At 48.8% G+C, this 20,854-nt stretch carries 19 protein-coding genes and 1 pseudogene; 11 read left to right on the top strand and 9 right to left on the bottom strand.

Annotated elements, in window-relative coordinates; genetic code table 11:
* Positions 1 to 19: 19 nt before the first annotated feature.
* Genes ACXAG2_RS16110 through ACXAG2_RS16100 form a run of 3 tightly spaced genes read right to left on the bottom strand, consistent with a single transcriptional unit; the run spans position 20 to position 2,841 of the window.
* A complete protein-coding gene (locus ACXAG2_RS16110; protein ID WP_119500949.1) occupies positions 20 to 1,039 on the bottom strand; it encodes an amidohydrolase family protein in 1,020 nt (339 codons plus the stop codon).
* Positions 1,040 to 1,054: 15 nt separating this feature from the next.
* On the bottom strand, positions 1,055 to 2,152 hold the full coding sequence (locus ACXAG2_RS16105) for a 4-oxalomesaconate tautomerase (RefSeq protein ID WP_474868609.1): 1,098 nt from the start codon (positions 2,150 to 2,152) through the stop codon (positions 1,055 to 1,057).
* Entirely contained in the window at positions 2,149 to 2,841 is a 693-nt protein-coding gene (locus ACXAG2_RS16100; RefSeq protein WP_119500948.1) for a 4-carboxy-4-hydroxy-2-oxoadipate aldolase/oxaloacetate decarboxylase, read from the bottom strand. Before ACXAG2_RS16100 ends, ACXAG2_RS16105 begins: the two co-directional genes overlap by 4 nt.
* A 132-nt stretch (positions 2,842 to 2,973) precedes the next feature.
* Between ACXAG2_RS16100 and ACXAG2_RS16095 the strand changes: the two genes are divergently transcribed.
* From ACXAG2_RS16095 to ACXAG2_RS16070, 6 genes are all read left to right on the top strand, one after another.
* Positions 2,974 to 4,167 (top strand): LysR family transcriptional regulator, encoded by a 1,194-nt coding sequence (locus tag ACXAG2_RS16095; protein ID WP_474868607.1) that lies wholly within the window; start codon positions 2,974 to 2,976, stop codon positions 4,165 to 4,167.
* Positions 4,168 to 4,231: 64 nt separating this feature from the next.
* Entirely contained in the window at positions 4,232 to 5,659 is a 1,428-nt protein-coding gene (locus ACXAG2_RS16090; RefSeq protein WP_474851788.1) for a GGDEF domain-containing protein, read from the top strand.
* Between the two features lie 83 nt (positions 5,660 to 5,742).
* Entirely contained in the window at positions 5,743 to 6,927 is a 1,185-nt protein-coding gene (locus ACXAG2_RS16085) for an AGE family epimerase/isomerase (RefSeq protein WP_474868604.1), read from the top strand.
* 348 nt (positions 6,928 to 7,275) lie between these two features.
* On the top strand, positions 7,276 to 8,967 hold the full coding sequence (locus ACXAG2_RS16080; RefSeq protein WP_474868602.1) for a GMC oxidoreductase: 1,692 nt from the start codon (positions 7,276 to 7,278) through the stop codon (positions 8,965 to 8,967).
* Positions 8,967 to 9,566 carry a gluconate 2-dehydrogenase subunit 3 family protein gene (locus ACXAG2_RS16075; protein WP_119500944.1) on the top strand — a complete coding sequence of 200 codons (600 nt, stop codon included), beginning with the start codon at positions 8,967 to 8,969 and terminating at the stop codon, positions 9,564 to 9,566. Before ACXAG2_RS16080 ends, ACXAG2_RS16075 begins: the two co-directional genes overlap by 1 nt.
* Before the next feature lie 11 nt (positions 9,567 to 9,577).
* Positions 9,578 to 10,708 carry a ThuA domain-containing protein gene (locus ACXAG2_RS16070; protein WP_474868599.1) on the top strand — a complete coding sequence of 377 codons (1,131 nt, stop codon included), beginning with the start codon at positions 9,578 to 9,580 and terminating at the stop codon, positions 10,706 to 10,708.
* A gap of 98 nt (positions 10,709 to 10,806) precedes the next feature.
* Here the strand turns inward: ACXAG2_RS16070 and ACXAG2_RS16065 are convergent, their stop codons facing one another.
* Positions 10,807 to 12,309, bottom strand: coding sequence for a carboxylesterase/lipase family protein (locus ACXAG2_RS16065; protein WP_474868597.1), 1,503 nt, complete (start codon positions 12,307 to 12,309; stop codon positions 10,807 to 10,809).
* Positions 12,310 to 12,568: 259 nt separating this feature from the next.
* Here ACXAG2_RS16065 and ACXAG2_RS16060 point away from each other — a divergent pair, with 259 nt between their 5' ends.
* Together ACXAG2_RS16060 and ACXAG2_RS16055 are read left to right on the top strand one after the other, a co-directional pair.
* A complete protein-coding gene (locus ACXAG2_RS16060) occupies positions 12,569 to 12,925 on the top strand; it encodes a hypothetical protein (protein ID WP_474868594.1) in 357 nt (118 codons plus the stop codon).
* 43 nt (positions 12,926 to 12,968) lie between these two features.
* Positions 12,969 to 13,466, top strand: a pseudogene (locus ACXAG2_RS16055) (type 2 periplasmic-binding domain-containing protein); the annotation flags it as partial.
* On the opposite strand, the gene ACXAG2_RS16050 reads toward ACXAG2_RS16055, so the two are convergent.
* The 3 genes from ACXAG2_RS16050 to ACXAG2_RS16040 all read right to left on the bottom strand — a co-directional run bounded on the left by ACXAG2_RS16050 (position 13,432) and on the right by ACXAG2_RS16040 (position 15,382).
* Positions 13,432 to 14,028, bottom strand: coding sequence for a rhamnogalacturonan lyase family protein (locus ACXAG2_RS16050; protein ID WP_474868804.1), 597 nt, complete (start codon positions 14,026 to 14,028; stop codon positions 13,432 to 13,434). The pseudogene ACXAG2_RS16055 and the gene ACXAG2_RS16050 overlap by 35 nt on opposite strands.
* Positions 14,029 to 14,317: 289 nt before the next feature.
* Positions 14,318 to 14,914, bottom strand: a complete 597-nt coding sequence (locus ACXAG2_RS16045; protein ID WP_474868592.1) for a class I SAM-dependent methyltransferase — start codon at positions 14,912 to 14,914, stop codon at positions 14,318 to 14,320.
* 132 nt (positions 14,915 to 15,046) lie between these two features.
* Positions 15,047 to 15,382: a DUF3718 domain-containing protein gene (locus ACXAG2_RS16040; RefSeq protein ID WP_474845494.1), complete on the bottom strand. Its 336-nt coding sequence runs from the start codon at positions 15,380 to 15,382 to the stop codon at positions 15,047 to 15,049.
* A gap of 409 nt (positions 15,383 to 15,791) precedes the next feature.
* On the opposite strand from ACXAG2_RS16040, the gene ACXAG2_RS16035 reads away from it, so the two are divergent.
* From ACXAG2_RS16035 to ACXAG2_RS16025, 3 genes are all read left to right on the top strand, one after another.
* The gene (locus ACXAG2_RS16035) at positions 15,792 to 16,283 is read left to right on the top strand and encodes a GAF domain-containing protein (RefSeq protein ID WP_474868590.1); all 492 of its coding nucleotides are present in this window, start codon (positions 15,792 to 15,794) and stop codon (positions 16,281 to 16,283) included.
* Positions 16,244 to 17,179, top strand: a complete 936-nt coding sequence (locus tag ACXAG2_RS16030; RefSeq protein WP_474868587.1) for a sensor histidine kinase — start codon at positions 16,244 to 16,246, stop codon at positions 17,177 to 17,179. Before ACXAG2_RS16035 ends, ACXAG2_RS16030 begins: the two co-directional genes overlap by 40 nt.
* 155 nt (positions 17,180 to 17,334) lie before the next feature.
* Positions 17,335 to 18,861, top strand: a complete 1,527-nt coding sequence (locus tag ACXAG2_RS16025) for a DUF3369 domain-containing protein (protein ID WP_474868584.1) — start codon at positions 17,335 to 17,337, stop codon at positions 18,859 to 18,861.
* Positions 18,862 to 18,936: 75 nt separating this feature from the next.
* Here ACXAG2_RS16025 and ACXAG2_RS16020 read toward each other — a convergent pair whose 3' ends face one another.
* Both ACXAG2_RS16020 and dnaJ read right to left on the bottom strand, forming a co-directional pair.
* Positions 18,937 to 19,569, bottom strand: coding sequence for a class I SAM-dependent methyltransferase (locus tag ACXAG2_RS16020; protein WP_474868582.1), 633 nt, complete (start codon positions 19,567 to 19,569; stop codon positions 18,937 to 18,939).
* A 150-nt stretch (positions 19,570 to 19,719) separates the two neighbouring features.
* A complete protein-coding gene (dnaJ, locus tag ACXAG2_RS16015; protein WP_474868579.1) occupies positions 19,720 to 20,850 on the bottom strand; it encodes a molecular chaperone DnaJ in 1,131 nt (376 codons plus the stop codon).
* Positions 20,851 to 20,854: the final 4 nt, after the last annotated feature.

Genomic DNA, 20,854 nt, shown 5'->3' with positions numbered 1-20,854 from the left:
GGTATTTTTTTGGCCTGAATTACAGTCCCATAGACTTCAGTTTTGCATCCAGACGGGGATAAACACGGCGGGCATTACCTGAGTAAACCTGAGTACGTTGTTCCTCAGTTAAATCCAGCGCATCGACATAACGTTTAGTGTCGTCGAAGTAGTAACCGGTTTCCGGGTCAATGCCGCGCACCGCACCAATCATTTCTGAACCAAAAAGAATGTTGTCCAGATCGATAACATCAAACAGTAAATCGATACCCGGCTGGTGATACACACACGTGTCAAAATACACATTTTTCATCACATGCTCACGTAACGGGGGCTGCTCAAGCATATCGGCAAGACCGCGGTAACGTCCCCAGTGATAAGGCACTGCACCGCCACCATGAGGAATGATAAAGCGCAGATCCGGAAACTCTTTGAACAGATTTCCCTGCAGGAACTGCATGAATGCCGTGGTGTCTGCGTTCATATAGTGAGCACCGGTAGCGTGGAAGTTGGCATTACAGGAGCCGGACACATGGATCATTGCCGGTACATCCAGTTCTACCATTTTTTCATAGAAGGGATACCAGCTTTCATCTGTCAGCGGCTTTGATGTCCAGTGACCGCCTGAAGGATCCGGGTTCAGGTTACACCCGACAAAACCCAGTTCGTTTACGCAACGTTCCAGTTCGTCCACTGAATTTTTAATCGGCACGCCCGGGGATTGCGGCAGCTGGCAAACACCAATGAATTGCTTCGGATATAAATCCACCACACGCTTAATTAAATCGTTACATGCGCTGGTCCACTGTTTAGAAACGGCTTCGTCCCCCAGGTGGTGCGCCATGGCTGACGCGCGGGGAGAAAAAATGGTCATATCTGAACCGCGTTCAATCAGCAAACGAAGCTGGTTTTTCTCAATACTTTCCTGAATTTGCTCATCACTGATATGAGGAACTTCAGGTAACGCTTTACCCGCCTTAAACGCCGCCAGTTGCGCATCACGGAATAATTGAAGTGGTTCCGGTGCCGTTGTGTAATGGCCGTGACAATCAATAATCATAATCAATCCTGTAACTTATTGTTTCCCGGGCGCAGAGAAAGCTGAGTCTGCGACCAGCACTTCTCCACGCATGAGCAAACGGGCTGTGCGCAACAGCGCAGAACGGTTAATTTTTAAAGTCGACAGCGAACCGCTGCCCTCCACATCCATTGCCACAGTGAAACTGCCGGTTGGATGTTCTATTTCAAGACGGGAGTAGTCGCTACAACCTTTGAGGTAGCCGTAGGCGATGGAACCGTCCACCACGCAGGCTGTAGCAACACTCACCGAACCCAGTACACCTATGGCATCATGCACACGGTGTGGAATAAAGGTGCGGGTATTCAGCAAACCACCCCGGACAGGGGCCGATATAAGCGACATTTTAGGGACAGTTTTATCGCTTACATCACCAAGGTTCATTTGCCGGCCCGCTTGTAACCTGATGCTTTCAATACGTTCTTTAACGCCGGTATTTTTTTCAATTTCCGCAGGAGACTCATCGCCTGTTAAGCCAAAGTCAGCGGCATTTAACAGCACAACAGGCATGCCGTTATCGATACAGGTCACTTCCACACCATCAATCACATCTTTGGCATTGCCGGTGGGAAACAGTGCGCCGCAACTGGCTCCGGCAACATCGAGGAAATCAATCAGAACCGGCGCTGCCGTGCCCGGCACGCCGTCAATACGGGCATCACCTTCATATACCGGCGCACCGTCTTTAACTTCGACCTGTGCTACCGCAAGGCCACCGGTATTAACCATGTGAATACGCACACTGGTGATACCTTCCTGCGCGTCAATTAAGCCTTGTTCAATCGCGAAAGGACCCACGCCTGCAAGAATATTTCCGCAATTCTGGCCATCACTGACCACTGCTTTATCCACCACAACCTGCAGGAAAAGATAATCCACGTCGGCATCGTCTCTGGTAGACGGACTGACTACTGCAACCTTGCTGGTCAACGGATGGGCACCGCCCACACCGTCGATTTGTCTGTCATCCGGAGATCCCATTGCAGCCAGCAAAACCTGGTCCCGCAATACAGTATCTTCCGGTAACGAAGATGCCAGAAAATACAAGCCTTTAGACGTTCCGCCGCGCATCAGATGGCAGGGAATGGCCTTCACTTGCTGTACTCCTCGTAAGACACATATTTCAGGCCTTTTTCAGCCAAACGCTCACGCATATTGTAAATATCCAGCCCCAGTTCTCCGGCGGCCAGGCGATCCCGTTTGGATGCTTCGTTATCAAGACGCTTCTGTACTTTTTCATGCACTGCATCCGCTTCGTTACGCTGCACAACCACAACACCATCGTCATCGGCAACAATAATGTCGCCCGGATGAATCAGTGCGCCGGCACAAACCACTGGCACGTTTACGCTGGCGATGGTTTCCTTCACTGTGCCCTGGGCAAAAATAGCTTTAGACCAGACGGGAAATTCCATTTCCTGCAGCGTTGCGGTATCACGCACACCGCCGTCAATGATTAACCCTTTTACGCCACGGGCTTTTAGCGAGGTAGCCAGCAAGTCACCAAAAAAACCGTCAATGCAGTGACTGGTGGGCGATACAACTAATACATCTCCGGGTTGACACTGCTCAACAGCAACATGGATCATCCAGTTATCACCCGGGGCAACCTGACAGGTTACGGCCGTTCCGGAAATACTGGCCGGACGATAAATTGGACGCATGTAATCAGCCAGCAAACCTTTGCGGCCCTGAGCTTCGTGGACGGTAGCCACTTCCGCGCCTTCATATTTTTTCAGCGTGTCCTCAGATGCACGTGGACAATTCGTAACGCATACTGCCATAACCTTAAACCCTTCTGACTTTTTGATGTGGCTCAGTATGCGCCGGTAAATGTTAAAAAGCCGTTTAGAAACCTGTGCAGCATCATTACTTTTTTCTATAATGGCAAAAAATCGCTACTGGTTTGCCATGCCATGTTGAATATCCGGCACCTGCACTGTGCACTTGAAATTAAAAAGTACTGCAATCTGTCAGAAGCAGCCCGACAAGTGCATCTCACCCAATCTGCCCTTACTCAAAGCATTAAAAAACTGGAAGAGAGCATTGGCTGGACGCTGTTTACCCGTTCCTCCTCCGGTATGTTCGTAACCCCGGAGGGAGATGTTTTTCTTAACCGGTTTGGCCGTGCCTTCAGTTTGCTGGAAAGCTTTGCCACCACTTTATTCAGTGCCGACAAGCATGGCAGAACGTCGTTTCTGCGGGGGGTCACTACAAGGCAACTTGATGCTCTGGTACATATTGTTGAATTGCAAAGTTACACGGCTGCATCAGTAAAAATGGGCTTGTCTCAACCCACGCTTCACAGAACTATCCGTGATCTGGAAACCTTGTGCCAGCAAACCCTGTTCAACCGCTCCCCCACCGGTGTCGAGGCCACCTGGCGTGCCAGACAGTTTTCCCGTATTGCCTCATTGTATTTTTCAGAACTCAGCCAGGGGCTGGACGAAGTCGCAGAATTAAATGGTGAAAAACTGGGTAGCGTGCGTATTGGCAGCTTACCGCTGGCACGGTCAGAGATTGTTCCCAAAGCTGTACTCGCTCTGCTTGAAGAGGCGCCGGGCGCCAATATAAGTATTGTCGACGGTCCTTATGAAGAGCAGCTGCATGCCTTGCTGCACGGACATATTGATATACTGGTAGGCGCCTTGCGCTTCCCTGCCCTGTCTGACGATATTGAGCAAATCCCTTTGTTTGATGATTACCTGTCAATTGTGACCGGCAGTCACCATCCGCTGGCCGCTAAATGCCCCCTAACGACACAAGACTGGCAATCACTGAAGTGGGTTGCGGCAAAAGAAGGCACACCGGCACGAAAAGCCTTTGGCGATCTGCTTCATGCCATTTGCCCCGATCACGCTTACGAAGTGATTGAATGCAGCTCACTGATGGCAATTCGCGGACTGCTAATCAACAGCGACCGCGCCGCCATCCTGCCTGCCCGCCAGGTTGAAATTGATGTTGCCGCAGGATTGCTGGCGGTCAACCCGACGCCACTGAGCGATGCACCGAGACAGATTGGCTATACATTAAGGAAAAACTGGCACCCCACCCGGTTGCAAAAAGAATTTTTAGATCATCTGAGGGCAAGGACAGACAAACTAGACTAAAGTATAAAAAAGCAACAATCCATGTAATTTACATTAATACATGCAATGGCGGGGAAAATTTATCATGGCAAATATAAAATCCGGAAGACCCCGTTATCTCGTCCTTCTGGCTTTGAGTGCGAGTCGTTCGTTATCTGTATTTATTATGTTCATCAGCGCAGTCACAATTGCCGGCTACCTTACTGAGATACCTTATCTTTACAGGCCGTCAGGTGACCAGGCTGCTACCCATCCGTTTACCTGCGCCCAAATATTTATTCTGGCATTATGTATATTTGTAAACCGTCCCGGTCACCGGCAAAATATTAAATGGCTGCTCGGGCTGAGTTTCATGTTGTCTCTGGTTCTTCTCATCGACAGTCTGCTCAGTCTGAGACTGTCAGATTACGTTATTCCGTTTAACCGTATAGCTGCACAAGAGCATAGTAATGGTCTGACAAACCATGTAGGGCTAAACACGTTTATCACCTTCATGTTAGTCTGGTGCTCCGTTATTTTACGCATTAACCACCGGCCACTCTGTTCCCAGGGGTTTGCGTTTGTTGCTTTGTCCCTTCCGTCCCTTGCTCTGTTCGGCTACGCCTACTCTCTTCACAGCTTTCACGGCGAAATGTCGCTTATCTCTGCAGTAAGTTTATGCTTGCTGTGTTGTTCTGCATTGTGGAGCACTGCCAATCACGGCGCGCTGCGCGCAGTGTTATCCCCCTACATTGGCGGCAGGATAGCGCGGTTTCAGTTTACTACCGGATTTATCGTGGTCTTCAGTTTTGGCTATCTGCTGGTGCGTTCTATCGTATCCATCGACGACTCAGACAGGGTCGGCGCTTATGCCGTTGCGGTATGCTGGCTGATTATCATTCTGGTCACAATCAGTGCTACGTTATTTGAGCAAGCTGATAAATACCGCAGACGGATGGAGAACCGCCTGCTGATCACGTCCAGAACAGATCCGCTCACAGGACTTCTGAACCGGCGGGCGTTTGACGAAGTCCTTCAATATGAGAGCACCCGCTCCGGCCGCCACCCGGTGACTGCTTCACTTTTGCTTCTGGATATCGACCATTTTAAACAGGTGAACGATATTCACGGTCATCCTGCCGGCGACATGGTGCTGCAACGCATTGCAGAACTGCTTAAAACAAATCTTCGGGACACCGACAGCCTGTGTCGTTTTGGCGGCGAAGAATTTGCTGTCTTATTACCTGGCACTTGCCCGGAAGGCGCGATGGTGGTGGCAAAAACACTGCGTAAATTTATTGATGACGAGATATTCAGAAATGAAGAAGGTACAACCATACCGGTTACTGCATCATTCGGCGTCACGAATCTGACAAAAGGCGGCATCAGCAGCGCAGTGAGCCGCGCGGATCAGGCCCTTTATCAGTCAAAACAACGAGGCAGAAATCGTGTGTCCGCTAACGTACTAGTGCCTCCGCGGTCCGCCGGAATTGGTCATCGTAGCAACAAGGTAGTCCGCCAGCTGGCTTTTTAGACTGCAAAAACACTGTCAAACCCATGTACTGACGATTACAATGCGTGTCCGTTGTCCATTCATCTGTAGTGCAAGGAAATTTCATGGAAACGATACATCGCGATTTTATCGACGCCTGGCAGCGTTTCGACCTCTGGCTGACGACATCATTGTTTCCGAAATGGGCTGCACAGGGTTTTGCTGAAAACGGCGCCGCACTGGAATGTTTTGATGGTGAAGGCAAGCCCGACTGGCAAGCCGACAAGCGTATGCGGGTGCAATCAAGACAAATATTTTCAATGTGCTACGGCTATAAAAAAGGGTTCCTGCCTGAAGGTAAAGCCCTGGCGCAGGCAACGGAAAAGTTTATCAGCAATGCCTGTCCTGACGCCCTTCCAGGCTTTTACCCGATGACCCTTGATGCATCCGATAAAGTAAAAAATGCCGCTACCGATTTGTATGATGTGGCATTTTTTCTGCTGGCATACAGTTGGCAAAAAGACGCGCTGAATGATGATCATGCTCTGCTGAAAGCGAAAAACCTTGCACTGCACGTGGATACTGTTCTGAAAAGTGATCATGGTGGCTGGCTTGAAGGGACATATGCCCACACCACGCGGCGTCAAAATCCGCACATGCATTTGTTCGAGGCCTTTATTCACCTGTACCGGGTCAGTAACGACTCGTTCTGGCTTGAACGCTGCAATCAGGTGTATGCACTGTTTGAGCAGCATTTTTTCGATGCACAGCACGGTGTGTTGCTGGAGTTTTTCACCACAGACTGGCAGCCATGCCCCACCGGCGGCCGGAGTGTAGAACCCGGCCACATGATGGAGTGGGTATGGCTGCTGCATGAATTTCAGACTGTCAGTGGCACAGATACCACACGTTATCAGTCGGTATTATACCGCCATGCCAGAGACTACGGGTTGACGCACGGTAACCGCTGGTTGCACGATACTGTTACACCTGAAGGAACAGTCGTATCGTCCACCTTTAAGAGCTGGCCGATGACGGAGTGGATAAAAGCCGCACTGGTTCACAGCACTTTCCCTGACAATGCAAACCGTGAGCAGGACATTGCCAGTGCCACATTTGCCATCCACCAGTTGATTGACGGCTTCTCCCATCCGCAACTTGAAGCCCATTACACGTATGTTATAGACAGCAACGGACAACCCGTGGACCCGAAAATGGCTGCCAGTACCTTATATCACCTGTGTATGGCACATAACGAAGCCTCCCGTTTTGCCGCTGCATTTGCTGAAAGCCCAGCTGTTTCCGGATAACGTTTCAGGTTGACTTTCCTGCTCACGGCGTTTTGACACCGTGAGCCATTGAAACAAAATCTCACAATTTCCTTCTGACATTAATTTTTCAAAAACCCCTTACTGCTCATATGCATAGCAGGCAAGCAAGAAAGCGCTTACAAAAACACCCGCACGCCTGTTACAAAACACGTCAATTTTATAATGACATCGATGACATAAATACATTATAGTGTTACTAAATTTACTTTTTGTTAACCATATTGATTACAAATAAAATCAATCAGGTTAAGGTCAGGATTCACTGTGTGATCTGCTTGTAGGGACAAAAACAGGCGCAGATCGTTTTCAACTTGAACAGGGGCGAAAATGTCAAAAAATACATATGATGCCATCGTAGTTGGCTCTGGTATCAGCGGGGGCTGGGCTGCTAAAGAGCTTACCGAAAAGGGCCTGAAGGTACTTATGCTTGAGCGCGGCGAAAACGTCGATCACATCAAAGACTACACCAACATGAGTAAAAATTTATGGGACTATCCACACCACGGTCGTCCCAGCCTGGAAGCACTGGCCGCTGAACCCAATATGGCCCGTGGTAAGGGGTATCCTTTTAATGAACCCACAATGGGCGCCTGGGCTTCTGCGCAAACATCCCCCTATGTGGAAAAAGAACCTTTCCAGTGGTTTCGTGCCTATCAGGTGGGTGGACGTTCTTTGTTGTGGGGTCGTCAGTCTTACCGTTTAAACCCTGAAGACTTCGAAGCCAATGGTAAAGAAGGTGTGGGTGTTGACTGGCCTATTCGCTATGAAGATGTGGCACCATGGTATTCGTATGTTGAAAAATTTGCCGGAATTTCCGGTAACCGCGACGGTCTGGATGTATTACCTGACGGTGAATTTCTGCCGGCATTTGCTTTCAATGCTGTAGAAAAAGACGTTCAAGCCCGTCTTAAAAAACAGTACAAGGGCAAGCGACAATTAATTATGGGCCGTACCGCCCACATTACCGAGCAACGTCCCGAACAGGGTCGTGTGAAGTGTCAGCACCGTGACAAGTGCTGGACAGGCTGTCCTTTCGGCGGCTATTTCAGTACCCAGTCTGCAACCCTGCCTGCAGCACTTAAAACCGGCAATCTTACTCTGCGCCCGCTCTCCATCGTAAAAGAGCTGATTTACGATAAAGACACCAAACGGGTTACCGGAGTTGAAATAATTGATTCTGAAACCGGACTAACTGAAGTTTTCCACAGCAAAATTGTCTTCCTGAATGCCTCGGCACTGAACTCTGCCTGGTTATTGATGAACTCAGCCCGTGATGTCTGGGATAACGGTCTTGGCTCAAGCTCAGGTGAACTGGGTCACAATGTCATGGATCACCACTACATGCTGGGCGGTATGGCAGAAATTGAAGGCCATCTCGACAAATACGTCTATGGCCGCAGGCCAACAGGCTTCTACATTCCCCGCTTTGCAAACTGGGGCGATGACAAACGTGACTTCCTCCGTGGCTTCGGCTTCCAGGGTAACGCATCCCGTTCAGGTTTCAGCCGCAGCGCTGACGACTTAGGTATCGGAGCCGGATTGAAAGACGGTCTCAGTGAGCCGGGTCCGTGGAGCATCAGTACAGTTGGTTTTGGTGAAATTCTGCCGGACCACCGCAACAAAGTAAGTCTGAACCATGATGTGAAAGATGCATGGGGACTGCCGGTGCTGGAAATGGATGCCAAAATCCGTGACAACGAACTGAAAATGCGTAAAGCCATGAAAGAAGACATTGTAGAAATGTTTGACAGCATCGGTCTTAAAAACGCCACCGCCTGGGAAACCACTTACCACATGGGTAAAGGTATTCATGAAATGGGCACTGCCCGCATGGGCCGGGATCCTAAGACTTCCGTCCTCAACAAGCACAACCAGGTGTGGGATGCGCCTAACGTATTTGTTACCGACGGAGCCTGTATGACATCGTCTTCGTGTGTTAATCCTTCACTTACTTACATGGCACTGACAGCCCGTGCCGCAGATTTTGCAGTAGAAGAACTCAAGCGGGGTAATCTGTAATGGATCGTCGTGATTTACTAAAACTTATCGCAACCGCCACCGGCACAAGCTTTATCTGTTCTCCGGCCATGGCCGTCTGGCAGGAGCAACCGGCCCTGACCTCTGTAAAAGACTCAGGACTGGACGACAACACCGTCGCGCTGATTACTGAACTGTGCGAAACCGTATTACCGAGAACTGATACGCCGGGAGCAAAAGATGCGGGTTTGCCGGCGTTCTTTATCGGCATGATCCGCGAATGCTACACACCGGAACAACAGGCTTTGATGGAAGCCGGATTTAAAGATGTGGATGCACGCAGTCAGGAAGAATATGGTAAGCCTTTCGTTGGCTTAAGCCAGAAACAGAAAACGGCACTGGCTTCAAAGCTGGACAGTGAGGCGCTGGCGTTTAACCGCGGTGAAGACTCGCCCTGGGACGGTAAAGAAGATGGCCTGCCCCATTACTTTACCCTCTACAAGCAGCTGATGATCTTTGGTTTCTTTACGTCGAAAACAGGCGGCACTCAGGTGCTCCGTCACGTAGACATACCGGGCGACTACAAAGATATCCCTTATAAGAAAGGGGACAAAGCCTGGATGACCGTTTGGCCGATGTAAGGAGACTCCTGATGATGAAGAAAAATATGCTTAAAGCCATTATTGCCGGCAGCATCACAATGGGCAGTCTGGTAGCGACAGGCAGCGCGTCTGCCGCAGAGGCTTTAACCGACTGTTCCTTACGGGATGTGCCTTTTTCCAGCTCTATGCCGGCTTACGATGTGGTAATGCGCCCGAAAGCCAGAGCCATTGTTGAAAAACACTATCCCGGCGTACTGGCCAAAATTCCGGCGTGGATCTTAAGTGAATCAATGCCTTCTTTCAGTACATTGATCACACTGGACCAGTTACTGGCCCGTGTGGGTGTTGAAGACGATGCAAACGCTGCGGCTATGCGTAAAGAACTGGCAGCACTGCCGGTCACCCGTGAAGATAAGATTGCACGTTGTGCAAGGTTCGATTCAGAACCGGTGGAATTCGAGTTGGGAGAGGAACCTGTTCAGGTGCTGATCTATCAGAAAATCAATGGCTATGACCACGGCGAATCAGTAACTGCTGCCACAGAAAACCTGAGCAAGCTGGCAAAAGAAATGGGCTATGGTGTTTCTGTCAGCGCCAAAGGCAGTGCATTTACACCGGAAAACCTGTCTGAGTTTGATGTGGTGATCTGGAATAATGTCAGCGGTGACACACTCACTTTGTCTCAGCGTAAAGCGTTTGAAGACTATATGAATAACGGTGGCGGTTTCCTGGGCATTCATGCTTCAGCCGGCGACTCGGTGTATTTCTGGGACTGGTATCGTGATGTGTTGATTGGTGCACAGTTTATTGGCCATCCGGGCGATGACAACTGGTTCCAGGATGCATCGCTGGATGTTACCCGTCACGGCACAGGTGTGGCAGAAGGGATCCCTGATCGCTGGGAACTCAATGATGAGTGGTATTCGTTCTCAGACAGCGTGTCCTCTAAAGGCTACGACATCGTAATGGCCATAGATGAAACCACTTATGTGCCGGGTAAAGAACTGGAAATGGGTGAAGATCATCCGCTGGTCTGGACCCATTGCATCGGCGAAGGCCGCGCAATGTACAGCGCTATCGGTCACCGCAAAGAAGTTTACAACGCTGAATACAACATTAAGTTATTAAAGAACGGTATGAAGTGGACGGCGGGACAAGGTAACGATACCTGCAAGCAGTGATATTTTCGCTGAACAGTTGAAATGATAAGGCCCGGTCATTCCGGGCCTTTTTTCGTTTAACGGCAGATATGCCTTGTTATTGATAATAACAAACGGGGTTAAGGATTCACCCGCGTCTGATAAACCTGTCGCAATATGCCAAGCTTTCCGGCTCTGACCTCTTTTTCAGCATGGGCTGTCTTATCAAAAACCATCCAGTTCTTGTCCTGCTTATCCACTGGCTGCCACTCAGATAAGCCCTGCCCGTTCGGGTTGCCGGTTCTTATGAAATTCCGCCAGTACGCCTGCATCGCTTTAACGGCATCATCGCCGGCAGGTTTAAAAAGTGCAAAGGTTTCTGAGGCATGACCTGCCCCCGGCGTAGTCTCATCCGCAACATCGTAAAAGTAACGGTACCCCGGTTGCTTAACAGTTTGCATTGCGCCGGTTGTCACCATACCGGCCAGAACATAACGTAAATCACCGAACAAATGTTGAAAAGGTAAGGCCGTCAGCGCCTGCTCGCCCAGTCCATACGCTTTTTGCACACTGTCAGCAGCAGATGCCGTTAAGGTGAGCATGCGCTGAGGTGACACACCGGCATAGGGATAAACATTGCCGTCGTAACTGTTTCCGCCGCTAATATAAGGTACAGCGTGCTGCTTCCCCTGAGCAAACAATCGCGCCGGTTCGTCGGGCAACGTGATACCGTCTGCAACCGGCAGGTGAAAGCCGTTTATCGCATTGACGAATGCTTCCGGACTGGTCTGATAAAGTTGCTCCCTGCTGACTTTGTCTGTTCCCGTTGCCCGCTGTGCGATGGCAGAGGACAGGATCTCTGCATCCGGGCTGCCCTGAAGGGCCGGTGCACCTGAAGTGCGTGGCAACGGCCAGGTGCCGTAGCCACTTTGAGAAATCGCGCCGGAGAACAAACCTTCAGCTTTGGGTGTTACCATTAGCATCTGCACGGCCATGCCACCTGCAGAGCCGCCGGCAATCGTCACCCTGGCGGGATCGCCACCGAATTCAGCGATATTGTCCTGAACCCAGGACAGCGCAGCGACCATATCCATCACACTATAGTTAACACCATCAGGTTGAGATAAAGCCGGATGAGCAAAAATACCCAGTGCACCAAGCCGGTAGTTAAACGATACCAGTACGAGTCCCTGACTTACCCAGTGTGAAACGATTTTGGGATCCAAATCACCTGATCCACCTACATACCCGCCACCATGAATCCACACTAACACTGGCCGCGCAGTCTGCCCGTCATCCGCTGACTGGGAGAATACATTAATTCCCAAACAGTCTTCGCTGCCATTATCTTTGCCCCGCTGCGGGCAGGGAGGAAAGAAAGACGTTGCTGCATAGGGCGATGCAATAGCATCCGGTGCCTGAGGCGGCTGCCAGCGCAAGTTACCCACCGGCGCTTTGGCATAAGGCATACCGCGGTAAAAGTTTATTCCGTCTGCATGTTGTCCGGTTACTTTACCGGAGGCGAGAGTCACCTCAGGCGTGTCATGGCCGGCAGCATACCCGCAGGATAGCGACGAAATAGTTAAAAACAGTACAGAGAAACACCCGCGAAAGCGCTGGCAGCAAAAAAAAGTGAATAACATCCTGGTCCTCATCATAGAAACCGGTGACGGGCACCGTTAAAGTTTATGCAACAATAACATTAACTTAACATTATCAGACAGTAATTGTTACCGGTAAAGCTTCTTTTATTCCTGCAACCTGATCTATTTTGTTCATTAAGTTCATGGACAAAACAAACAAAACAGACAGTTATATTTTCAAGCACAAAAACATCCATTACATAGCCTTGACAAAGGACTAACAATATTCTTGCGTCACGAAACATTGAGGTACTTTGTGATGCATAAAACAACAATTGGTCTGCTGTGCCTGGCAGCCACTTATCAGGCTTCGGCACAAACGGAATCAACCAGTAATCAGTCTCTTGAAAACAGGCTTTCTCAGTTAGAGCAACAGCTCGCATCAATGGAAGCGAAAGACGCAAGTGACGATAAATGGGTGACGTTAGGCGGACGACTTCAGATAGACGCTAACATCTTTGACGGCGCCTACAATGCAGACAACGAAGGCAACACAGGTTCTACTATTTTTCCCCGCCGTGCGCGGTTGTCGGTAGAAGGCGAACGCAGCGATCTGGAATACAAGATGATTCTGGAATTTGCCGAAGAAACCATCGAAATTTTGTTACATCGATGAAAATACAAAAATTATGCTGAACGGCGTGCATAGCAAAGTGTCAGGCCCCGGCGGAGGCTGGGACACTAACGGTCGTGGTATCCGGGAAGCGTTGATGAAGTCAGGTATTTCAGATAACGCCTCGTTTCAGAATATGTCCGGTGGTGGTGGCGGTCGTGCCATTGCTTACCTGATTGAATCGGGTAACAAACACGGCGATATGTTGATGGTTAACTCTACGCCTATTGTAATCCGTGCGTTAACCGGTAAGGTACCTTTCAGCTATCGTGATGTGAAGCCCGTTGCCAGCATAATTGCCGACTACGGCGCCTTTGTGGTGCGAGAAGACTCGCCCATCAAAAGTTGGAATGAAGCCATAGCGATCCTGTCCAAAAACGTCCGTGAACTGACCATCGCAGGCAGTCAGGCAAAAGCCGGACTGCTTTCAGGTGAAGTACAAATGCTTTCTACCGGATTAAGCGAAGCACTGGAAATTGCAGAAGGTGGCCAGGCACGTATTTTAGCCATCACAGCCCCTGAAACCGTGCCCGACCATCCTGATCGAAATCATAGGCAACAAACTGAGTATAATGGGCGCCGGAACGAATATTCCTGCCAAGGTCGATACGCCAAAGTTGCTGTCCTTCCAACGTGTAAGCATCCAGATACGTGTTTCCGGTATGACCGGCCTGTGAATTAGCTTTGGCATTTGACGGATACCATTTAACAATGACTTCGTACCGGCCATCTCCCGTTAAATCCGCCACCGAGCCGTCATTGGCCGAATACGTGAAGGATTGTCCGTTTACCCAGCCGTCGGCAGGCTTATTCAGCGGGAGCTGCAGCATCACATCCTGCCAGGCTGTGGCCATGGCAGCACTGCGATCTTTCTTGCGTTTATTTTTGTTGTTCAGGCCGGTCGCTTTTAATTCATACACATCGTCTTTGTCTCCCTGCGGGTCGGTGAAGAACGTCGCACCGGATAGCTTTTTACCGTTCAGCTTGTGACCGTTCCTGTAAATATCAAAGGAAATATCGAGCGGATCGGTTCCCAGCAACCGCCAGCTCACCGCATTGCCCTGCTCAGCGGGAATGACAACCAGTCCCCGGTCGAGGGATTCCATGATGATACCGGTAGCGGGATCACTTTGATTTTGTCTGTGTCTGTCGCTGGCATCAGCGCATGCGGCACTGAGCATAAGGACGGGAGGGATTAAGGCCCCGGTGATAAGGCGGCCGGATTTTAATGCGCGATGCTTAGTCTGGAATATCATGTATTTTCCTTGTCCGAAATATCAACACAAATGTTAATTTTTCGTAAACTAGAAAATTACACGCAAGGACTCAGGCCAAACCTGTCAACTTCTGTCAGTTTGGTTCAAATGCGAAAATTCGCTGTCATCTGAACTGTTTCTAATCTTGCCTTCTGGCAATAATCAGCACATGTTTTTGCGGATACTGGTCAAGTTCAGTGTGCACGATGGTCAGTCCGGCTGACATCATGAGTTGAAGATTCCGGTTAATCCCAATTGAACTGTAATAGAATGTATCATCCATCCAGCTGTCAGTATGTTCACCACAATCGTTGCCGCAAGTCAGCAGCAAGATCCCGCCTTCAGCAACATGTTTGCTCAGCTTAGCAATGACCCGCTCCTGGGCACTCAGAGGAAGATGGAAAAGGCTGTCCCAGGCAAGAATAAAATCATATTGCACTTCAGGCTTAAAGGTACAGATATCCTGATGAATAAACGAGTGCTCAGGGTGTTGCGCTTTCGCCAGCGCTATCATTTCAGCAGACACATCCACACCGGTTACAGCAAGCCCCCGTTCCTCCATCAACCTCACCATTCTGCCGCCTGCACCGCAACCTGCATCAAGTGCAATGGCTCCCTCACCAAGGTAATCCAGTGCACGGGTTACAGCAGCTACACCATATTGAGAATGTTGATGACGTTCATGCCACCAGCGAGCGATACGATCGTATTTTTCACCGGTCTGACGGGGTTCCATAAAAGTGACGGAATAAAACGAATGATAGGGAGAGTAAACAGAATATAGGGAAGGAAGTCCAGATGTTTACCTCACCCCGCTCCGGCAACGCCGACATCCCTGCGGGGTAAGTAAACATAACGCAAAACCGGATTAATGACGGGATTTTACACTCGCGATGTAGTTGTCAGCCACATATTTACCACTGGTGATAAAGGCGTTTATGCTGTCAGGGTTGTCGCTGTATTGCGCAACAAATTCAACAATAGGCAGGCCATTACAGGTAACATTATTTTCAACATAGTGCTTAGTCAGACCAGCATCTTCCAGCGCATTTCGAAGCTTCAGTTTGCTGCCGGTTGCTGCGGTGACACAAATTTTTGACGTCACTGCTGTATCTGCAGGCGTCAGTTCAGGACTTGCGTTTGCCATACCCATTGCACCAAAAGACAAACCAACAACAGCCAGAGTTTTCGTAAATGCTTTCATAATTATTTCCTTTTCAATTATTAAGAGATTTAAGCGTTATGCTTGCTCTTTCTATCGCAATGGAAGTGCCAACTTTTTTAAATATTTAAAATCAATAACTTAACTTTTAATTCTTTGATGACAGCAAAAATGAGTGATTGTTTTGGCCAGCTTAAGTAGCCGTATTGACTAATAATTAGTGCTATTTACATTCATTCGGATAGTAGACCGGATGTGATGCCGCGATTGAACTTTAGGCTAGAACTGAGATGCCCAGTTTGCTGAATACGCCGGTGTGAAGTACCTTTAAAATTCTTAAGGTTTAACTATGCTGATGTTCAGGACCCCGGTTTTTCTGTTTATGTAGCCGGCTTCTCATATGGATATACCATCAACTGAAGCACCTTTGTATTAACACCGGTATATCAAAATGAAAGAAGTACTTGAGTCAATTCTTCTGAAAGTCAGCCAAAGTGAAGACATCGATAAGGGTGAACTCGCCGTCGCTTCACAGCTTATTATTCACTCTGTTTGTAAGGGCCTGAATATCGAACGTGCGGGGATCTGGCTTTACGACACAACTCAGTCACATATTGAATGTGCATTGCTCATAGACAGGGGAGAAACACTCGATCAGGAAGCGATTATCTTAAGCAGAACAGACTTCCCTCACTATTTTGCAGCACTGGATTCAGAGCGGACCATTGCCGCTGATAATGCAATGACAGATCCTGCTACCTTCGAATTTGCTGAATGCTACCTGACGCCCCTGAATATCAACGCCATGCTCGATGTACCTATACGTCACCGTGGTAATATGATTGGAATAATATGCTGCGAACATCGCGGAAACCCGAGACAGTGGGATCCCGATGAAATTGTGTGTGCGCGGCGCTGGCCGACTTATACGGCCGCGCAGTGAGTGCCAAAGAGCGGGCTGATTATGAGAATAAGCTCATTGAAGCTAATCAGACGCTGGAACAAAAAGTTAAGGATCGTACCGCAGAGCTTGAAGATACTCTGCGATCTCTGGAATCAGCACGGGAGAAACTGGTTCAGTCAGAAAAAATGGCAGCTCTGGGCAATCTGGTGGCCGGCATTGCGCACGAAATTAATACACCACTTGGCATTGCGCTTACTTCTGTCAGTAACTGTAAGGAAGAACTTGCCGGGATTTATAAGGATTTTGAATCCGGGGAACTGTCGGAAGAAGGCTTCAGAGATTTTAATGATATATGCAACGAAGGACTCAATCTGGCTGAATCCAGCCTCTTCCGGGCTGCCGACCTCGTACAGGACTTCAAACGTACCTCTGCCGATCAGACATCCATGGACGTAGAGCGCTTGTCTCTCGATGATTACATTCCCAGAGTATGCAACCCGCTGCGGCCCATGTTTAAAAAAGACAACATCCAACTTAAGCTGGATATTCACCCTGACACTACCATCATTACCAGTCCGGGTATTATTGCCCAGCTACTTACTAATTTACTTTCCAACGCACAACGACACGGATTTCATGACTATAAAAATAACGGGTGCAATCTCATAACTGTGGGCTGCTATGGTGTGGATGACGGCGTAATCATCAGTGTCAGTGACAACGGTAAGGGTATTCCGGCTTCACTGCACAAAAAAGTCTTCGAACCTTTCTACACCACCGCGCGGGATCAGGGCGGCACCGGTCTCGGTCTGAACATTTTATACAACCTTGTCATTCAAAAGCTTCAGGGTGAAGTTGAACTCATCTCAGCACCGGACGAAGGCACCACATTCCGCCTGAAAATTCGACCAGTGAGCGGTGAACTTGAGTCATAGATGACGATTTAAAATGAACGTTACCGCTCGGGCACCATGTGCCACCTTCAGGCTACGGATGACTTTTTAATAATTTGAAATTATCTGCCGGTTCGCATTTGCGGTATCGCAGATTGTGAATTAACTTTAAATAACGCAAACTTTTTTAGTCGTATATGCCGTTGTTTAAAAAGACAGAGATTGCAGTCAAGAAATCTAAGCTCCCCCCCTGGAAAGTAGTCATTATTGACGACGAACGTGATGTGCATAAGGTCACGAAACTCACGCTGCAAAAATTTACCTTTGAGAACCGCAATCTCGAATTATTGTCGGCATACAGCGCTAAGGAAGGACTTGAACTCTTCAAAAATACGCCTGACATCGCGCTGGCCTTTGTCGACGTGGTCATGGAGACGGATGAAGCTGGTCTGAACCTTATCGACGCCATTCGCAATATACTTAAGAACCGTACGACACGTTTAGTTTTACGCACCGGGCAGCCTGGTCAGGCACCGGAAGAAGAAGTGATCAGCCGCTATGATATCAACGATTACAAGTCGAAAACCGAACTGACCTCTTCAAAACTGAAATCCTGTGTGTACACGGCTATCCGCTCCTACCGTGATATCCAGACTATTGAGGAAGGTAAACGGGGCATCGAAGGCGTGTTACAGTCTTCATCTTCAATTCTGGAAAGCCAGTCGTTGGGGCAATTCGGCACCGCAGTGTTAAAACAAACCCTGACTCTGCTTAATCTGAATAACTCTATACTGTATTTATCTGCCCAGCACACAGACTTGTATGGCCATACTAAAATGACCGTGCTCGGTGCCAGCGGTGATCTGGTGGGATTAAGTAAAGAAGGCGTTTCAGCAGAGATCCCGGATGAAATTGCGGAGAAAGTGAAAGAAGTACTGGAGAAGAAATCTCATTTCCAATCTGAAGAGCTGTTCATCGGCTACTACCCCACGGGCAAAGACAGCCATAATATTCTGTATGTGGAACTAAGCGAGCCGCTGAATAAGTTTCAGTTGAAAACGCTGGAAATGTTTGCCTCAAATGTGTCCGTCATTTTCCAGAACCTGATGCACAAAGAAGATATTCAGCATACCCAGAAAGAGCTGATTATGGTGCTCAGTGACGCCATAGAAATGCGCAGTAAAGAAACCGGCGGCCATGTTAAGCGTGTCATGCTGATGTCAGAGTTTTTGGCTGAAAAACTGTTCATGAGTGACGAGTTTATTGAAACCATCCGCTATGCTTCTGCCCTGCATGATGTGGGTAAAATCAGTATTCCGGAAACCATTCTGCACAAGCCCGGTAAACTGACTCCGGATGAATGGAAAATCATGAAAACCCACGCTGCGAAAGGCTACGAATTACTGGCAGGCTCCGACAAAATTGTCGCGAAGATGGGCGCTATCATTGCCAAAACTCACCATGAACGCTGGGATGGTGATGGCTATCCGGAAGGACTGGTCGGTGACGATATTCCTATTGAAGGCCGTATCATGGCTATCGTTGATGTTGTCGATGCACTGTTATCAAAACGCTGCTACAAGCCGCCCTGGAGCGCAGAAGATGTCAAAGCTTATTTGACTGAAAATGCCGGTAAGCAATTCGACCCTATCATCACACATGTCATGCTGGAGCATTTTGAGCAGATTCAGGAAATCCGCGCTCAGGCACCGGATGAGGAATAGCCCCGGACATTGCTGCTGAACCGGCAGTTTGTCCTGTCATTCCTTATATATGCTGTTCATTCCTGAACTACCGCCTCACTTACGAAATTGCCCTGATATGACGGTGGAGTGCGGCAAAAGCTCGTCATCGATATTTTGGGGAATAAACCCGAGTCCGGATAGTAACTCGCTCATTTTTTCGGGACTGTTCTCTGAAAAATCAGGGTTAGTCTTTGCCATAGGTTTACTTTTATTTGAAAACTGGATAGAAAAAAAGCCACCGTCTTTCATTAACGGCTTAATATTCTCCATATAGGATTGGATAATTGCAAAATCCAAATGAACGAAGGTTCCGAAGGTAAATAAGAAATCGACCGACTCATTTCTCACCCCCGCAATATCAGAACCATTTGTTTTAATAAAATTAAGATTACTGGCACCGGGAAAACGTTCCTTAGTGTAATCCAGCATTTCCTGATTGAGATCTACGCAGTAGACCTCTTTGCAATCGAGGAAAAACTGTGTCCACCTGCCACCACCGCAGCCGATTTCGAGGACACAGGTATCACTATTTAAAAAAGGTATTATGTGTTTTTCTACAAGTTCAATAAGAAGCTTGTTCTCATGGGGGTTTCCCCACTGATCACCATAATTATCACCTGACAATTGTCCCCGTGAAAATTGTTTTAAATTGCCAATCCAGGATTTATTCCACTCTATATCAGGCATAGTTTTTCCGCCAAATGCTGTTGTTATTTATCAAGTTTTATCAGAATACTATAGCAGACAAAAGCTAATACGAAATGTGAATAATCCTGCCGGCTTTTAAAGACACAAAAAAGCCCTCATGCGAGGGCTTTTATAATGCTTTGGATTTAATTAGTTAGTCAGGTCGTCGAAGAATTTCTTCACGCCGTCAAAGAAACCTTTTTCCTTCGGTCGGTGCTTCGCAGAATCACCGCCCATAGAGTCGTCCAGTTCCTGCAGCAATTCTTTTTGTCTTACTGACAGGTTAACCGGGGTCTCAACCACTACCTTACACATCAGATCGCCGGTCACGCCGCTTCTTACCGACTTCACGCCTTTTCCGCGCAGACGGAACATACGGCCGGTTTGGGTTTCCGGGCTCACTTTCAGCTTTACTTTACCGTCAAGGGTCGGTACTTGCAGCTCGCCGCCGAGGGCAGCGGTTGTGAAGCTCAGTGGTACTTCACAGTACAGGTTGTTACCGTCACGCTGGAAGATATCATGCTCGCGCACATGAACCTGAACATACAGATCACCTGCCGGTGCACCGTTCTCTCCTGCTTCGCCTTCGCCGGTTAAGCGGATGCGGTCACCGGTATCAACGCCCGCCGGAATTTTAACCGACAAGGTTTTTGTTTTTTCTTTGCGACCATGACCATGACAGGCATTACAAGGGTCGGAAATAATTTTGCCCCGCCCGGAACACGTCGGACAGGTTTGCTGGACAGCAAAGAACCCCTGACGCATTTGTACCTGACCGTTACCATGGCAGGTTGGGCACGTAGTTGGCGAAGTGCCTTTTTTCGCACCGGAGCCATGACAAACATCACACTCTACCAGTGTAGGTACGCGAATTTCGACATCCTTCCCTCGTACCGCTTCTTCCAGCGATAACTCCAGGTTGTAACGTAAATCAGCTCCCTGACGTGCGCGGGACTGACGTCCACCGCGGCCACCACCAAAGATATCGCCGAATACATCACCGAAGATGTCACCAAAGTCTGCGCCACCGCCGAAGCCTGCACCACCACGATTCGGATCCACACCGGCATGACCGTACTGATCATACGCAGCGCGTTTCTGCGAATCGGTCAGAACCTCATAGGCTTCCTGGATTTCCTTAAACTTTTCTTCCAGTGCTTTATCGCCCTGTGTGCGATCGGGGTGATATTTCATAGCCAGCTTTTTATACGCTTTCTTAATATCGCGTTCGCCAGCACTTTTATCTACACCCAGCACTTCGTAGTAGTCACGTTTCGACATATCG

The sequence above is a fragment of the Alteromonas sp. ABH4_456 genome (assembly GCF_056160645.1).
Note: the sequence above shows the minus strand (reverse complement) of the source record. Positions and strands in the feature narration are given on the sequence as shown.

Bases quoted from the DNA above. Each gene is read 5' to 3' on its own strand.
- ACXAG2_RS16110 (WP_119500949.1), bottom strand. From the start codon at position 1,039: ATGATTATTGATTGTCACGGCCATTACACAACGGCACCGGAACCACTT.
- ACXAG2_RS16100 (WP_119500948.1), bottom strand. From the start codon at position 2,841: ATGGCAGTATGCGTTACGAATTGTCCACGTGCATCTGAGGACACGCTG.
- ACXAG2_RS16095 (WP_474868607.1), top strand. From the start codon at position 2,974: ATGTTGAATATCCGGCACCTGCACTGTGCACTTGAAATTAAAAAGTAC.
- ACXAG2_RS16090 (WP_474851788.1), top strand. From the start codon at position 4,232: ATGGCAAATATAAAATCCGGAAGACCCCGTTATCTCGTCCTTCTGGCT.
- ACXAG2_RS16085 (WP_474868604.1), top strand. From the start codon at position 5,743: ATGGAAACGATACATCGCGATTTTATCGACGCCTGGCAGCGTTTCGAC.
- ACXAG2_RS16080 (WP_474868602.1), top strand. From the start codon at position 7,276: ATGTCAAAAAATACATATGATGCCATCGTAGTTGGCTCTGGTATCAGC.
- ACXAG2_RS16075 (WP_119500944.1), top strand. From the start codon at position 8,967: ATGGATCGTCGTGATTTACTAAAACTTATCGCAACCGCCACCGGCACA.
- ACXAG2_RS16070 (WP_474868599.1), top strand. From the start codon at position 9,578: ATGATGAAGAAAAATATGCTTAAAGCCATTATTGCCGGCAGCATCACA.
- ACXAG2_RS16065 (WP_474868597.1), bottom strand. From the start codon at position 12,309: ATGTTATTCACTTTTTTTTGCTGCCAGCGCTTTCGCGGGTGTTTCTCT.
- ACXAG2_RS16060 (WP_474868594.1), top strand. From the start codon at position 12,569: ATGCATAAAACAACAATTGGTCTGCTGTGCCTGGCAGCCACTTATCAG.
- ACXAG2_RS16050 (WP_474868804.1), bottom strand. From the start codon at position 14,028: ATGGAATCCCTCGACCGGGGACTGGTTGTCATTCCCGCTGAGCAGGGC.
- ACXAG2_RS16045 (WP_474868592.1), bottom strand. From the start codon at position 14,914: ATGGAACCCCGTCAGACCGGTGAAAAATACGATCGTATCGCTCGCTGG.
- ACXAG2_RS16040 (WP_474845494.1), bottom strand. From the start codon at position 15,382: ATGAAAGCATTTACGAAAACTCTGGCTGTTGTTGGTTTGTCTTTTGGT.
- ACXAG2_RS16035 (WP_474868590.1), top strand. From the start codon at position 15,792: ATGAAAGAAGTACTTGAGTCAATTCTTCTGAAAGTCAGCCAAAGTGAA.
- ACXAG2_RS16025 (WP_474868584.1), top strand. From the start codon at position 17,335: ATGCCGTTGTTTAAAAAGACAGAGATTGCAGTCAAGAAATCTAAGCTC.
- ACXAG2_RS16020 (WP_474868582.1), bottom strand. From the start codon at position 19,569: ATGCCTGATATAGAGTGGAATAAATCCTGGATTGGCAATTTAAAACAA.
- dnaJ (WP_474868579.1), bottom strand. From the start codon at position 20,850: ATGTCGAAACGTGACTACTACGAAGTGCTGGGTGTAGATAAAAGTGCT.